The following is a 13,413-nucleotide window of genomic DNA, read 5'->3' as shown; positions in this document are numbered from 1 at the left end:
CGCTTTCCGCTGGTCGGCGGGGTGAAGTATGACCGAACGGTCACAGGTTGCCGCAACGGGAACGGGTCGGGCGCGGTCGTCATCTAGGGGGGAGGCGGGGCCCGCGCGCGGGCGGCGCCGGCGTGATGACATCAGCGGAGACCGGCGGGCTGCCGGGTGCGAACGGCAAGGCGGGGCTAAATGAAAGCGGTAACGGTGGCGGGCGGCTCCTCGGAGAATCCGAAGGTCGAAGTACCGGAGGAAGGGCCGCAGCCCCCGGAGGAGGCGGGCACCCCGTCCACGGCGGACCTGCCGGACGGGGACACGGCCGCGGCGGCGGACGCCGACGCGGGGGCCACGGGCCGTGACGTGCCGGAGGACGCGAACGGAGCCCCGGATTCCGCGCGCGCGGAGGGCCCGGCCGGGGGAAGCGGGGACGGGGGAAGCGGGGACGGCGAGCCCGCCGAGGCGGACGCAGAGCCCGAGGCGGCCCCGGACCGACCGGCGGACCCGGACGACGAGGACAGCGCCGGGGACGAGGGCAGCGCCGGGACCGAGGCCGAGGCCGAGGAAAGCGACGGGGCCGAGGCCGACGCAGGGTCCGGGGCGGACGCCGGGACGGGCGGAGCCCCGGCCGAAGCGCGCGACGACACGGAGGCCGAGCCGAACCCCGCGTCCGCGGCCACCGACCCGGAGGGCCAGAACGGGCCGGACACCGCGACCCCGGACACCGAGACCGCGGACGACGACCCCACCGCGCCGGACACGACCGCCCCGGCCGGGGCGAGCACCGAGGCCGACGCGGAAGCAGCAGCCGAGGCCGCCGATGCGGACTCCACGTCCGAGACCGATGTGGCCCCCGCGACCGAGGTCAACGCCGAGGCCGAGGCCGAGTTCCTTTCCGACAGCGACGCCGACGCCGGGACCGGCGCAGCCGCATCCGAGGACGACCCGGAGCACGCCGCTTCGCCGGACGCGGACGCAGAGGCCACCGGGACCGGCAGGACGAAGCCGGAGGCAGCAGAGGCCGCGCGCAGGCGGCCGTCATGGGCGCAGGGCGCCGAGCCCGGGGCAAGGGCGAAGCCCGACGCCGAATCCGGTGTCGAGCCGGAGGCCGAGCCCGGACCAGAGCCCGAGCCCACGTCCAAGCCCGAACTCACGTCCAAGCCGAAGCCCGAGCGCAAGCCCGAGCCCGACGCCGATGCCGAGCGGACGAGTCAGTTCGTCGCGCTCAAGCCGCTCGACGTCCCTCCGCCCGCCCCGCAGCCCACGGTCGCGCTCCCCCTCGCACCGCCACCGGCTCCTGCTCCCGCGTCCGGCCCCGCCCCCGCGCCGTGGCCCGTGATCACCCGGCCGCCCGCCGGGGCACCGCTCGACCTGCTGGCCGAACTCACCAACACCGCTCCCCCGCCCGAAACCCCCCGCCGCACCGCCCTGCGCCGCGTCAAGATCTGGACGCCGATCCTGCTCGTACTGGCCGGAGCCGTGGCGGGCGCGCAGCTGCTGCGCCCCCTGCCCGACACGAAGATCGTCGGTACGGAGTCCCTCCACACCATCGACGGGCAGTTCACGATCCCCTGGCCCGCCAAGGGCCAGGGCGCCGTCCGCGTGTCCGGCTCCGGTGACGTCGGCACCTTCGGCGAGCAGAAGCCCGTCCCCACCGCCAGTGTCGCCAAGGTGATGACGGCGTACGTCGTCCTGAAGGGCCACCCCCTGCGCAAGGGCGAGGCCGGCCCCGAGATCACGGTCGACGCCAAGGCCGTGGCCGACGGCACCTCCGAGAGCGAGTCCCGGATCGCGGGCCTCGTCGCCGGTACGAAGTACACCCAGCAGGACATGCTCAAGATGCTCATGATCCCGTCGGGCAACAACGTCGCCCGGCTGCTGGCGCGCTGGGACACCGGAACCGACTCCGAGGCCACGTTCGTCGCGAAGATGAACGCCGCGGCCAAGGAGCTGGGCATGGACGACACCACCTACACCGACCCCAGCGGCCTGGATGCGAGCACCGTCAGCACCGCCGCGGACCAGCTGAAGCTGGCCGAGGCCGTCATGAAGGACGAGGCGTTCCGCGCGGTGGTCGCCCTGCCCGACGCACAGATCAAGGGACTGCCGGAGCCGATCTACAACAACAACGATCTCCTCACCGCACCCGGTCTGAGCATCCGCGGCATCAAGACCGGTTCGAGCACGCCCGCCGGCGGCACGCTCATGTGGGCGGCGTACAAGTCGGTCGGGGACGAGACGCCGCTGGTCCTCGGCACCCTGATGGACCAGCGCGTGGCGAGCGGACCGGACCCGGACGCCTCGAACAGCCTGATCCTGGTGAAGGCCAACAGCAAGAAGATCATCGAGGCCGTGCGGTCGGCGCTGGCCTCGGCCCCGGTGATCCGCAAGGGGCAGAAGGTCGGGTACGTGGACGACGGGCTCGGCGGCCGGACCCCGCTCGTCGCCACCAAGGACGTGAACGTGGTCGGCGTACCGGGCCAGGCCGTGCGGATCTCACTCGCTGCCGCGGCCGGGCCCGCGGCGGTGCCGCACGCGGCGAAGGCCGGCACCGAGGTCGGCGTGCTGACCGTGGGCGACGGAGCGGGCGCCAAGAGCGTGCCGGTGGCCGTGGAGGGCGCCCTGGCGGAGCCTTCGTTCGGCACCCGGCTCACCCGCCTGCGCTGATTCCGTACCCCTGACACACGCTGCGCGGCCGCTGCCCCGGCCGGACTCCGCGCAGCGACGAGGCCGGTTCCCCCGCTCGGGGAACCGGCCTCGTCCGCTCCGGTGACCGGGTGGGAGCCGGGTGGGGAGCAGCGGCTATGCGCCGGCGCCGTAGGTGCCGTACTCCGGGCGGCCCGTCGAGGCGTACACGTGCAGGACCAGTCCGCCCGGTGTCGTCCCGTGGCTCACCAGCCGCAGGCCGGCCGGCGTGCCGCTGTCCGGGAACAGGCGGCGGCCGCCGCCCACGACCACCGGGGCGATCGCCAGGCGCAGTTCGTCGACCAGGCCCGCGGCCAGCAGGGACCGGGCCAGTCGGCCGCTGCCGTGGATCTGCAGCTCGCGGCCGGGCTGCCGCTTCAGTTCGGCGACCTGGGCGGGGACGTCGCCGGACAGGATCGTGGCCGGGTGCCACGCGGCCTCGGTCAGGCTTCGGGAGGCGACGTACTTCGGCAGGCCGTTCAGGATGCCGGCGAACGGGTGCCCGGTCATCTTCGGCCAGTCCCGAGCGAAGTTCTCGTAGGTCCGGCGGCCGAACAGGAACGCGTCCGCCCCTCCGAGCCAGACGCCGGCCTGCCGCTCGAACTCCTCGTCCAGGTGGGGTACGAACCAGCCGCCCCGGCTGAATCCGTCGCTGGTGTCCTCGTCCGGGGATCCCGGGCCCTGGTAGACACCGTCGAGCGACAGGAACTCCTGCAGTACCAGTCTCATCGCGTACCACTCTCTCTTCGGCGGGGATGCTCGCTCCCTCTTGGACATCGTGCCGCGCGGGAACTCATCGGTCCGGGCGTCGCCTCCCGGGTCCCGCCGTGTCGCCGCCCCCGTGTCTCCGCCCCCGTGTCGCCACTCCCGCGGGGACGGCTCCGGGGCCCGGTGTAGGGGCCGTCACCCGCCCGTCCCCGGTTGATCGTCCCGCTGGGGGGTAGCGGAGCGGCATGCCTCCCGAGAACGCTTCCGCGCCCGCGACCGGTTACGTACAGCCCGAGATCGACGTCCCGACACTGACCGGGGTGCTCGACGGCGAGTACGCCGCGATCCGCGACCTCGTCCGCACCAACCTGACGACGTACGCCTCCGTCCTGGAGGATGCCGACGAGCTCGGCATCGACGCGTTCCGCGAGCGGGTGCGCGAGGTCGTCGTCAAGATGGCCGCGACGGGCCAGACGGGCATGGGCTTTCCCGCCGGGTACGGCGGTGGCGGCGACGTCGGGGCGTCCATCGCCGCGTTCGAGACGCTGGCCTTCGGCGACCTGTCGGTCCTGGTGAAGGTCGGCGTGCAGTTCGGGCTGTTCGGTGGCGCGATCCTGCACCTGGGCACCGCGCGGCACCACGACGCGTACCTCCCGGACCTGATCACCGGTGAGCTCATGGGCTGCTTCGCGATGACGGAGACCGGGCACGGCTCCAACGTGCAGGCGCTCGGCACCGTGGCGCGGTACGACACCGCGAGCGGAGAGTTCGTCATCACCACCCCCGACGACCAGGCGCGCAAGGACTACATCGGCAACGCGGCGCGCCATGCCGAACTGGCCGTAGTCTTCGCCCAGCTGGAGGTGGACGGGCGGTCACGGGGCGTGCACGCCTTCGTCGTGCCCGTACGGGTCGGCGGCCGGCCGGCGCCCGGCGTCCGGATCGAGGACGACGGCCGCAAGATGGGGCTCAACGGCGTGGACAACGGCCGCATCTGGTTCGACGGCGTGCGGGTGCCGCGCGAGGCCCTGCTGAACCGGTTCGCCGACGTCACTCCCGAAGGCGTCTACGAGAGCCCGATCGAGAACCCCGACCGCCGCTTCTTCACCATGCTCGGCACCCTGGTGCAGGGCCGGGTCAGCGTCTCCGGCGCCGGCATCAGCGTGGCCAAGGTCGCCCTGACGGTCGCCACGAAGTACGCCGTGCGGCGCCGTCAGTTCGAGGCGGCTGCGGACGACGGGGAGCAGGTGCTCCTCGACTACGGCCTGCACCAGCGCCGCCTGCTGCCGCTCATCGCCCGGACGTACGCCCTGCACGCCGCGCAGGACGTGGTGCGCACCCAGCTGCACGAGGTCTTCTCCGGCTTGGAGGACGACGCGCAGGCACGGCGCAGGCTCGAATCGCGCGCCGCGGGCATCAAGGCGCTCGGCACCTGGCACGCCACCCGGGTCGTCCAGGAGTGCCGCGAGGCGTGCGGCGGCGCCGGGTACCTCGCCGTCAACCGGTTCGCCGCCCTCAAGGGCGACAGCGACGTCTTCACGACCTTCGAGGGCGACAACCACGTCCTGCTGCAGCTCGTGGCCAAGGGGCTGCTCACCGATCACGCGAGCGAGTTCGAGGACCTCGACCAGCTCGGCACGGTCCGCTACGTCACCGGTCTCGCCGTCGAGACGGTCATCGAGCGGACGTCGGCCCACAAGCTGCTGGAACGGGTGCGCGACCTGCTGCCCGGCGGTGACGAGTGGGACCGCGAGGCCGGTCTGCTCGATTCCGAGTACCACCTGGCCATGGTCCGTTTCCGCGAGGAGCACATGCTCGCCGGACTGGCCCGGCGGATCAAGCGCGGGATCGACCAGAAGCGCGCTCCCGGCGCGGTCTTCTCCCAGGTGCAGGACCATGTCATCGCGCTCGCGCGCGCCCACGTCGAACGGCTGGTGACGGAAGCCTTCGTCGACCAGGTGCGTGCGCTGCCCGAAGGGGGCGAGAAGGAGGCTCTCGCGCTCCTCTGCGATCTGTTCGCCCTGTCGGCGATCGAGGCGGACCGGGCCTGGTTCATGGAGCACGGGCGGCTGACCGGCCAGCGTTCCAAGGCGATCAGCCGCGAGGTGAACGACCTGTGCCGCAAGGTGCGTCCCCTCGCTGTCGACCTGGTCGACGCGTGGGGCATCCCGTCCGCGGTGCTGCGGGCGCAGGACCTCGTGGGCTGACCGGTCCCCGCCGCCGGGCGCGGGGGGGGGGGGGGGGGGGGGGGGGGGGGGGGGGGGGGGGGGGGGGGGGGGGGCCCCCCGGCCCCCCCGGGGGGGCGGGCGGGCCCCCCCCGCGGGGCGCGGACCCGCCGCGGGCGGGGGGGGGGCCCCCTCCGTGAGGGGGTCCCCGCCACCGGCCCGAGGCGGTTCCGGTACGGGTCTGCTCAGGTCACGCGCCGGCCAGGACCGCGCCGAGGACCATGCCACCGATCAGGCCGACCGCGCTCACCACGATGGCGATCGTGGAGAGCCGCTCGTGCCGGACGGTCTTGGCGACGATGGCCAGCACCAGGCCCACCACACCGAACACGATCGGCAGGAAGAGCAGGGCGATCACGCCCAGCACGATCGCGGCGATGCTCAGGCCGTTGCCCGTCGACGCGCCGTGGTGCCGCTGTCCGGTGGGCTGGTTGTCGTACTGCGTCGTCATCTTCCACTCCTTCGGAACGATCCCGCCGAGCGGTCCGGAGGTGGACCGGTTCTCACCGCGTGTACCCCGAAGTCCGTTGAAAACGCGCTTACTTGAATCCATCGCTGTCGCGGACAGTCCGCTGGGACACGTCATCGGATCAAGCCAGGGCAGGGAATTTCAGGCGAACATCCGGGTACCGGAGCGCACAGGGGAACTGCGCCGGGGATCCGGGCGTCTGTTCAGCAGGACAGTGATCACTGGGTGTAGGGGGTAGCGAGCATGGGAATCACGCTGGCCGAGGAGATCATGCTGCTGTCCCTGGACGACGAGTCCGGATCGGCGAAGCAGCGGCAGGCCGCCGGCTGGGCGGTGGCAGGTGGGATCCTGCTCGAACTGGTGCTGGCCGGGAAGGTCGCCGTCGAGGGCAAGCACCTCGAACTGGTGGACACGACTCCGACCGGAGATTCGCTGCTCGACAGTCGGACGGCGCTGATCGGGACCTGGATGCGGGGTCGCCGCAAGCGCCGGGTGACGGAGTGGCTGACGAAGGACCAGTCCAAGGCCGTCGCCGCCACTCTCGACTGCCTGTGCGAGCGCGGGGTGGTCGTGGAGGAGAAGCACAAGGCACTCGGCGTGTTCCCGATGCGCCGCTACCCCGAGGCCGACGCCGCGGTCGAACGAGAACTGCGGGACCGGCTCCGGGTCGTGGTGCTGGAGGGCGCCGAGCCGGACACACGGACAGCCGGCCTCATCGCGCTGATCCACTCGGCCAAGCTGCACCGTCTGGCCTTTCCCGACGGCCATCGCAAGGAGATTGCCGCGCGGATGGAGGAGGTCGCCACAGGGCAGTGGGCAGCCGAGAGCGTCCGCTCCGCCATCCGCGACATGCAGGCAGCGATGGTCGCAGTCACTGTGGTCACCTTCACCGCGGCCGGCAGCTGAAGCCCGTCTGACGTACGCGTCAGCCGACCCGAAGACCGACCGCGAGCGTCAGTTCAAGGACCCGGTCGGGCGATGCGAGATCCGGGAACAGCTCGCGCAGCTGCGCCATCCGGTACCGGACGGTCTGAGGGTGGACGAACAGCGCCGCCGCCGCATCGTCCCGCCTGCCCTGGTGCAGCAGCCACGCCCGCAGCGTCTCCTCCAGCCGCCGTGCCGTCGCGGCGGGCACGGTCCGCAGCGGGGCGAGGGCTCGGGCGCGCAGGTCCGCGAACGCGTCCGCGTCGGCGCTCAGCACCAGCTCGGGCAGGTGGTCCTCGGTGTCGCGGATGTCGGAGGAGAGGGAGCGCGCGCGTACGGCTCGTGCATACGAGGCGGCCGCACGAATCCACGGCCGGGCCGGGCCGACCACGGCGGTGCGGTCGGTCAGCTGCCGCAAGAGGTGGGATCGGTCGGCATCGGGGACGAGCAGCACACCGGTGGCGTCCGGCAGATCGTCGAGGACGAGGGTGCTCGGGTCGAGCGCGCGGTAGGCAGGCCGGGCCTGGGCGGCGGGCAGCAGGACCGCGGTCAGCGAAACCGGGGGCTGCCACCCGGCCCGTTGGACGGAGGCCAGCAGCACGTCCGGGCTCGCGCCGGCGAGGAGGTCGCGGGCCAGGTGTTCCAGGTGGCGCTCCTGGGCCCGGCCCCGGGCGGCCAGTTCGTCGGCGTGGCCCGCGGCGCTCGCGGCGGAGAGCTCGTCGATGTAGGCGAAGGTCAGCTCGGCGAACTTGGCGACCTCGGCGGCCGGCAGGCCTACGGGTACGGCACCCGCTGCCAGGCATCGCCAGGCCACGCGGGCGCCGACGCGGTAGGCGCCGAGCAGCGCGTCCATCGAACGGCCGTCGCGCACCTCGCCGCGGCCCAGCTCGTAGGCCGCGTCACCGGCGTCGCCGCCGGTGGCCTTGCCGCCCGCGAGGTCCAGGTAGTGCCCCAGGGCGGTACGGACGGACCGGCGGATGGTGGCGCCCATGCGGCCCGAAAGCGCGTTGGCATAGGGAGGGACCTCGTCGATGATCGCCTGGACGACCTCGTCGGCGGTGGTCTTCAGCGCGGCCCGAAGTACGGCGACCGTCGTCTCGTCCAGGGCCAGCTCGCTGGCCCTCCGGATGGCATGGCTCATAATTTTGTTCCCTGCGAACAATTTGGCCGATCAGATTTACGTCCTGCGGTCAGGACTTTACGCCTGGCGGCGCAGCAAGCTGGACTCATGACGAGTACAGCCCTCCGCAGCAGGGCGTGGAAAATGCTGGAGATGGTCACGACGCCGCTGCTGCCGTCGGACTACCTCGATCTGGTCAGCCCGCTGCGTGCGGGCGCGGACCTGCGCGGGCGCATCGAGGCCGTACACCCCGAGACGGGTGACGCCGCGACCCTCGTGATCAGGCCGGGGCGCGGCTGGCGGGGCCACACAGCCGGCCAGTACGTGCGGATCGGGGTCGAGGTCGACGGGGTGCGCCTGTGGCGTGCCTACTCCATCACCTCGCCGACGAACCGCCAGGACGGCCGCGTCACGATCACCGTGAAGGCGATCCCGGACGGCAAGGTCAGCAACCACCTGGTCCGCAGGGCGAAACCGGGCACGCTGGTCCAGCTCGACCAGGCGACCGGTGACTTCGTGCTGCCGGAGGCCAAGCCCGCCAAGGTGCTCTACCTGACGGCCGGCAGCGGCATCACACCCGTGATGGGCATGCTCCGCGACACCGGGTTCGACGACGTCGTCATGGTCCACTCCGCGCCTCAGCCGCACGACGTGATCTTCCGCAACGAACTGCACGACCTGGTCGCGGACGAGAAGCTGCGTCTCACCGAGCTGCACACCGATACGGACGGCATGCTCGACATCGCCCGTCTCGACGAACTCGTGCCCGACTGGGCCGAGCGCGAGACCTGGGCCTGTGGGCCCGCGGGCCTGCTCGACGCCGCCGAAGAGCACTGGAGCCGGCACGGCGTACGAGAGCGCCTGCACACCGAGCGCTTCCGCCCCGGCATCGCCGTCGTCGGCGACGGCGGCGAGGTCACGTTCAGCACGACCGGCAAGACCGTCGACGCGGACGGCGCCACACCGTTGCTGGACGTCGGCGAGGAGGCCGGCGTGCTCATGCCGTCCGGGTGCCGCATGGGCATCTGCTTCGGCTGCGTCACGCCCCTCAAGGCGGGCGCCGTCCGCGACCTGCGCACCGGCGAGATCACCGAGGCCGAACCGGGCGTCCTCATCCAGACCTGCGTGTCCGCCGCGGCGGGCCCCTGCGACATCGAACGGTAGGAGCACCTTGACCGCCACCGACCCCACCGCCCACCTGACCGCGGAGCAGATCGAGGAACTCGGCCGCGAGCTGGACGCGATCCGCGACGAGGTGATCGCCGACCGAGGCGAGAAGGACGCCGCGTACATCCGCAAGGTCATCTCGGCGCAGCGCAAGCTGGAGCTGGTCAGCAGGGGCGTGCTGCTGTTCTCGTTCTTCCCGCCCGCGTGGCTGATCGGCACCGCCGGTCTGTCCGTGGCGAAGATCATGGACAACATGGAGATCGGCCACAACGTCCTGCACGGCCAGTGGGACTGGATGCGGGACCCGAAGATCCACTCGACCACCTGGGAGTGGGATCACGCCTCGCCGTCCGACCAGTGGAAGCACTCGCACAACGAGCTGCACCACACGTACACCAACGTGATCGGCAAGGACAACGACCTCGGCTACGGCATCATGCGCGTGGACGAGGACCAGAGGTGGCACCCGTTCCACCTCGGTCAGCCGCTGTGGAACTTCATCAACGCCTGCTTCTTCGAGTACGGCATCGCGGCGTACGACCTCGAGCTCGCCAAGAACCTGAACAAGCGGCGCCGCAAGAACCCGGAGTTCCGTGCGCGGGCCAAGGCCGTGGGCCGCAAGATCCGCAAGCAGGTGCTCAAGGACTACGTGATCCACCCGCTGCTGTCCGGCCCGTCGTTCCTCACCACGCTCGCCGCCACGTTCACCGCCAACCTGGTCCGCAACCTCTGGACCCACTCGGTGATCATGTGCGGGCACTTCCCCGAGGGCGTGCAGGTCTTCGAGCGCCGGTCGATCAAGAACGAGACGCGCGGCCAGTGGTACCTGCGCCAGATGATGGGCTCGGCGAACATCAGCGGCAGCAGGGCCATGCACTTCATGACCGGCAACCTGTCGCACCAGATCGAGCACCACCTGTTCCCGGACCTGCCGAGCAACCGGTACGCCGAGGTCGCGGTGAAGGTGCGCGCGCTGTTCGAGAAGTACGAGCTGGAGTACGTCACCGGGCCGCTGCCCAAGCAGGTGTTCTCCGCGTGGCACAAGGTCTTCCGGCTCTCGCTGCCCAACAAGAAGCCCAAGGTCACCACGCCGGAGCGGGAGCCGGAGCTCGTCGCGGCCTGACTCCCGGTACGGGGTCGGGTCCTGCGGCCGAACCGGCGGCCCGGCCCCGGCCGTGCCGGACCGGGCAGAACGTGACACCGCCCGGGGCCGGCGACCGTCGCGTACGGCGGGGCCTACTCCTGCTCCTCCAGCCGGATGGCCTTCTTCAGGTCGTGCTGGGCCTGGCCCCACTTGCCCTCCTGCTGCTCCAGCAGGGCGGCCGCGATGGCGTCGAGCTTGCGCTGGATGGCGTGCTCGGCGCGTCTCTCGGAGTTCTTCAGCAGGGCCAGCAGCAGCAGGGCCACCGCGCCCATGGCATCACCCGTCAGGTGCTGCCAGCTCATGGACAGGTGCAGCACGTGGGCGACGAGGAAGGCCGCCACGAGCAGCACGCAGAGCACGGCGAAGCCCGCGGAGCTGGTGAAGTTCGAGGCGAGTTCGGCGAATTTCTCGAATCGGCCGATCTTGCCGGTGGGGTTCTTCTCCGAAGGATGTTCGATGCTCATGGTGCGCGACTGCCCCGGGGGGCACCCCGGCACACTCCGGGCGACCCCCCGCCACCTGCACGGCTGGGGCAAACGGTCCCGTACGGGGGCGTACGGACGGCCCGGCTCCGGGCGGTCGCGGTCACGGGGAGCCCGGGGCCGCGACCGCCCGGCCGGTCAGGCGCCCGGCGGAACCCGGTGCGGGCGGCCGGAGCCGCGCGTCAGGGAGTAGCCGAAGAGGCCCGCGGCCGCCCCGAGCACACCGCCTGCGGCGGTCCAGATCCAGCGGTCGGACCACCAGCCGCCGGCCCAGCCGTCCTCCGGTTCGCGCAGCGCGGAGGTCACGGTGGCGGGCACCAGGGGGGCGGCGAGGGCGCCGTCGACCGCGTGGGCGCCGCCGGCCTCCTTCACCTCGGCCTCGACGGCCGCGCGCACCGGCAGGCCGAGGTCCTCCTCGGGGGCGCCGATGACCGTCAGTCGTACGTAGTAGCTGCCGGGCAGCGGGTCGTTGGCCCACGGCTCGGCCCCGGCGCGGACGGCGCGCAGGGTGCAGGACAGGTCCGCCGAGGCAGCGTTCGCGGCCGCCGCGACGGTCTGCGTGCCGTACGTGCAGGCCTGGCGGCGGCGCAGGCCGTCGTAGACGTCGAGCCGCCAGGTGGAGGCGCCGTGCCGGGCCTGGGCCTCGGGGAGCGTCACCTTCGCCTTGACGGTGACGCGCTGCAGGGCGTCGATGGGGAGCACCCAGTAGAGGTAGTCGCCGGTCGAGGCGGCCGCCGTGGCCTGCTGGCCCGGGCGGAACGCCGCCGCGGTGCGGAAGCTCGTACCGGCCTCGGTCGGGGCGGGCCCGCCCTCTCCGGTGGCGCTCGGACTGGAGCTCGGGTTCGCCGACGGGGTGTCCGCCGAGGCCGTTCCCGCCACCGCGAGGGCGGCGGTCGCGGCCAGCAGGGCGGCGGTCAGGGTGCGTACGGTACGCATCAGTTGGTCCTCCAGACGGAGACGCGCCAGCGGGAGATCCATCCCCACACCAGACCGGCCAGCAGACCGAACACGACCAGCACGGCCAGCAGCCACCAGCCGCGCCCGAGGCCGAAGGACGCGGCGTCGGAAGCGGAGTCGGGTCCGTCCACCACCTCGATGGTCAGTTCCACGGGCATGCCCGGGGCGGTCTTGACGGACGCGGGGGCGGAGAAGGAGTTGCTGACCTGGACGCAGACGGTCTCCGCGGCCGGCTTCGCGTCGTCGTCCGCGCCGTCGGCCTCGGCCTTCGGGTAGCGCAGGCCGGTGGACAGGACGTCGGTCCGCCCGTCGCCCGCCTCGGAGCCGCGGACGATCTCGCGCCCGTGGACGGTGGTGGCGCGCAGCAGCACCCCGTAGTCCCGGTTGACGGCGCGGTCGGCGGCGATGCTGACGGAGGCGCGCAGTTCCTGGCCGGGCAGGACGTCCACGCGGTACCAGCGGTGCTCGCCGAAGGTCTCGCGGTCGCTGTAGAGGCCGGGCTTCAGCTGCGGGGCGCCCTCGCACTGCTTCGCGCCCTCGGTGGCGACCGGGTTGACGACCGGGTCGGCGGCGCGGTCGACGAGCTGTTTGACGCGGCCGGAGAGTTCCGCGGTGTGCTGCACCGAGGTGTAGGTGCCGCCGGTGGCCTCGGCGATGCAGGTCAGCTGGGCACGGGTCTTGGCGTCCGGGACCAGCCCGAGGGTGTCGATGACCAGGTGGATGCCCTTGGCGGCGATGTCGCGGGCGACCTCGCACGGGTCGAGCGGGGCGCAGGTGTCCTCGCCGTCGGTGATGAGGACGATCCGCTTGGTGGCGTCCCCGCCGTCGAGGTCCTGCGCGGCGGCGAGGAGGGCCGGGCCGATCGGGGTCCAGCCGGTGGGGGCCAGAGTGGCCACCGCGGTCTTGGCCTCGGTGCGGTTCAGCGGCCCGACGGGGTAGAGCTGCTTGGTGTCCTTGCAGCCCAGCGCCTTGTCGTCGCCGGGGTAGGTGGCGCCCAGGGTCCGTATGCCGAGGCGGACCTCGTCGGGCACCGCGTCGATGACCTCGTTGAAGGCCTGCTTCGCCGCGGCCATCCGGGACTGGCCGTCGATGTCGGCGGCCCGCATGGAGCCGCTGACGTCCAGGACGAGATCGACCTTGGGGGGTTCCTTGGCCGCGGGTCCGTCGGCGGCTGTGGCGCTCGCCGGGAAGAGCCCGACGACCAGGGCGGCGAGCAGGCCGCACGCCCCGGCCGCAAGCCGTTTCGATGTGATCATCGCCGGATCGTATTGAGGATCGTCCGGCAATCCAAAACGGGTCCCCGGCCCGGGCTTTCGGGCCCCGCCGCGGCACCGGTCCGGCGCCGCGGCGGGATGCCGGCAGGCCCGGGCGCCGGCTCGGTCCGGCCCGGTGCGGGGCAGCGTGCGGGCCGGTGCGGGGGAAATGGCGGTGCGGCGGGCGGGTTGGCGTCCTAGGGGGTGTCGTCGAAGTCGTTTCGTACGCCCGGAGGGCGGGCCGTGCGGTGTCCGGTGCGTGCGCTCGCAAGGCGGAGGGTCGCCCGTGTACCG

General features: G+C 72.5%; 11 protein-coding genes. 5 read left to right on the top strand and 6 right to left on the bottom strand.

Going from position 1 to position 13,413, the window contains the following annotated elements; translation table 11 throughout:
* Positions 1-180: 180 nt before the first annotated feature.
* The gene (locus tag ACZ6S8_RS35640; protein ID WP_469462078.1) at positions 181-2,652 is read left to right on the top strand and encodes a D-alanyl-D-alanine carboxypeptidase; all 2,472 of its coding nucleotides are present in this window, start codon (positions 181-183) and stop codon (positions 2,650-2,652) included.
* A gap of 135 nt (positions 2,653-2,787) precedes the next feature.
* On the opposite strand, the gene ACZ6S8_RS35635 is transcribed toward ACZ6S8_RS35640, so the two are convergent.
* On the bottom strand, positions 2,788-3,399 hold the full coding sequence (locus ACZ6S8_RS35635) for a dihydrofolate reductase family protein (RefSeq protein ID WP_469462076.1): 612 nt from the start codon (positions 3,397-3,399) through the stop codon (positions 2,788-2,790).
* Positions 3,400-3,623: 224 nt separating this feature from the next.
* On the opposite strand from ACZ6S8_RS35635, the gene ACZ6S8_RS35630 reads away from it, so the two are divergent.
* The gene (locus ACZ6S8_RS35630; protein ID WP_469462074.1) at positions 3,624-5,585 is read left to right on the top strand and encodes an acyl-CoA dehydrogenase family protein; all 1,962 of its coding nucleotides are present in this window, start codon (positions 3,624-3,626) and stop codon (positions 5,583-5,585) included.
* 208 nt (positions 5,586-5,793) lie between these two features.
* Here the strand turns inward: ACZ6S8_RS35630 and ACZ6S8_RS35625 are convergent, their stop codons facing one another.
* Positions 5,794-6,054, bottom strand: a complete 261-nt coding sequence (locus ACZ6S8_RS35625; RefSeq protein WP_469462073.1) for a hypothetical protein — start codon at positions 6,052-6,054, stop codon at positions 5,794-5,796.
* Positions 6,055-6,315: 261 nt separating this feature from the next.
* Between ACZ6S8_RS35625 and ACZ6S8_RS35620 the strand changes: the two genes are divergently transcribed.
* A complete protein-coding gene (locus tag ACZ6S8_RS35620) occupies positions 6,316-6,978 on the top strand; it encodes a GOLPH3/VPS74 family protein (protein ID WP_469462071.1) in 663 nt (220 codons plus the stop codon).
* A gap of 19 nt (positions 6,979-6,997) precedes the next feature.
* Here ACZ6S8_RS35620 and ACZ6S8_RS35615 read toward each other — a convergent pair whose 3' ends face one another.
* Complete coding sequence (locus ACZ6S8_RS35615) at positions 6,998-8,137, bottom strand: PucR family transcriptional regulator (RefSeq protein ID WP_469462070.1); 1,140 nt, start codon at positions 8,135-8,137, stop codon at positions 6,998-7,000.
* A gap of 87 nt (positions 8,138-8,224) precedes the next feature.
* On the opposite strand from ACZ6S8_RS35615, the gene ACZ6S8_RS35610 reads away from it, so the two are divergent.
* Together ACZ6S8_RS35610 and ACZ6S8_RS35605 are read left to right on the top strand one after the other, a co-directional pair.
* Positions 8,225-9,280: a ferredoxin reductase gene (locus ACZ6S8_RS35610; RefSeq protein ID WP_469462069.1), complete on the top strand. Its 1,056-nt coding sequence runs from the start codon at positions 8,225-8,227 to the stop codon at positions 9,278-9,280.
* A gap of 7 nt (positions 9,281-9,287) precedes the next feature.
* Complete coding sequence (locus ACZ6S8_RS35605; protein WP_469462067.1) at positions 9,288-10,406, top strand: fatty acid desaturase family protein; 1,119 nt, start codon at positions 9,288-9,290, stop codon at positions 10,404-10,406.
* Between the two features lie 113 nt (positions 10,407-10,519).
* Here the strand turns inward: ACZ6S8_RS35605 and ACZ6S8_RS35600 are convergent, their stop codons facing one another.
* From ACZ6S8_RS35600 to ACZ6S8_RS35590, 3 genes are all read right to left on the bottom strand, one after another.
* Entirely contained in the window at positions 10,520-10,891 is a 372-nt protein-coding gene (locus ACZ6S8_RS35600; RefSeq protein WP_469462065.1) for a low affinity iron permease family protein, read from the bottom strand.
* Between the two features lie 156 nt (positions 10,892-11,047).
* A complete protein-coding gene (locus ACZ6S8_RS35595) occupies positions 11,048-11,845 on the bottom strand; it encodes a hypothetical protein (RefSeq protein WP_469462063.1) in 798 nt (265 codons plus the stop codon).
* Positions 11,845-13,122, bottom strand: coding sequence for a VWA domain-containing protein (locus ACZ6S8_RS35590; protein WP_469462061.1), 1,278 nt, complete (start codon positions 13,120-13,122; stop codon positions 11,845-11,847). Before ACZ6S8_RS35590 ends, ACZ6S8_RS35595 begins: the two co-directional genes overlap by 1 nt.
* Between the last annotated feature and the right edge of the window lie 291 nt (positions 13,123-13,413).

Source organism: Streptomyces sp. NPDC048461 (genome assembly GCF_055587105.1).
This window is presented reverse-complemented; position numbering and strand designations above follow the sequence as displayed.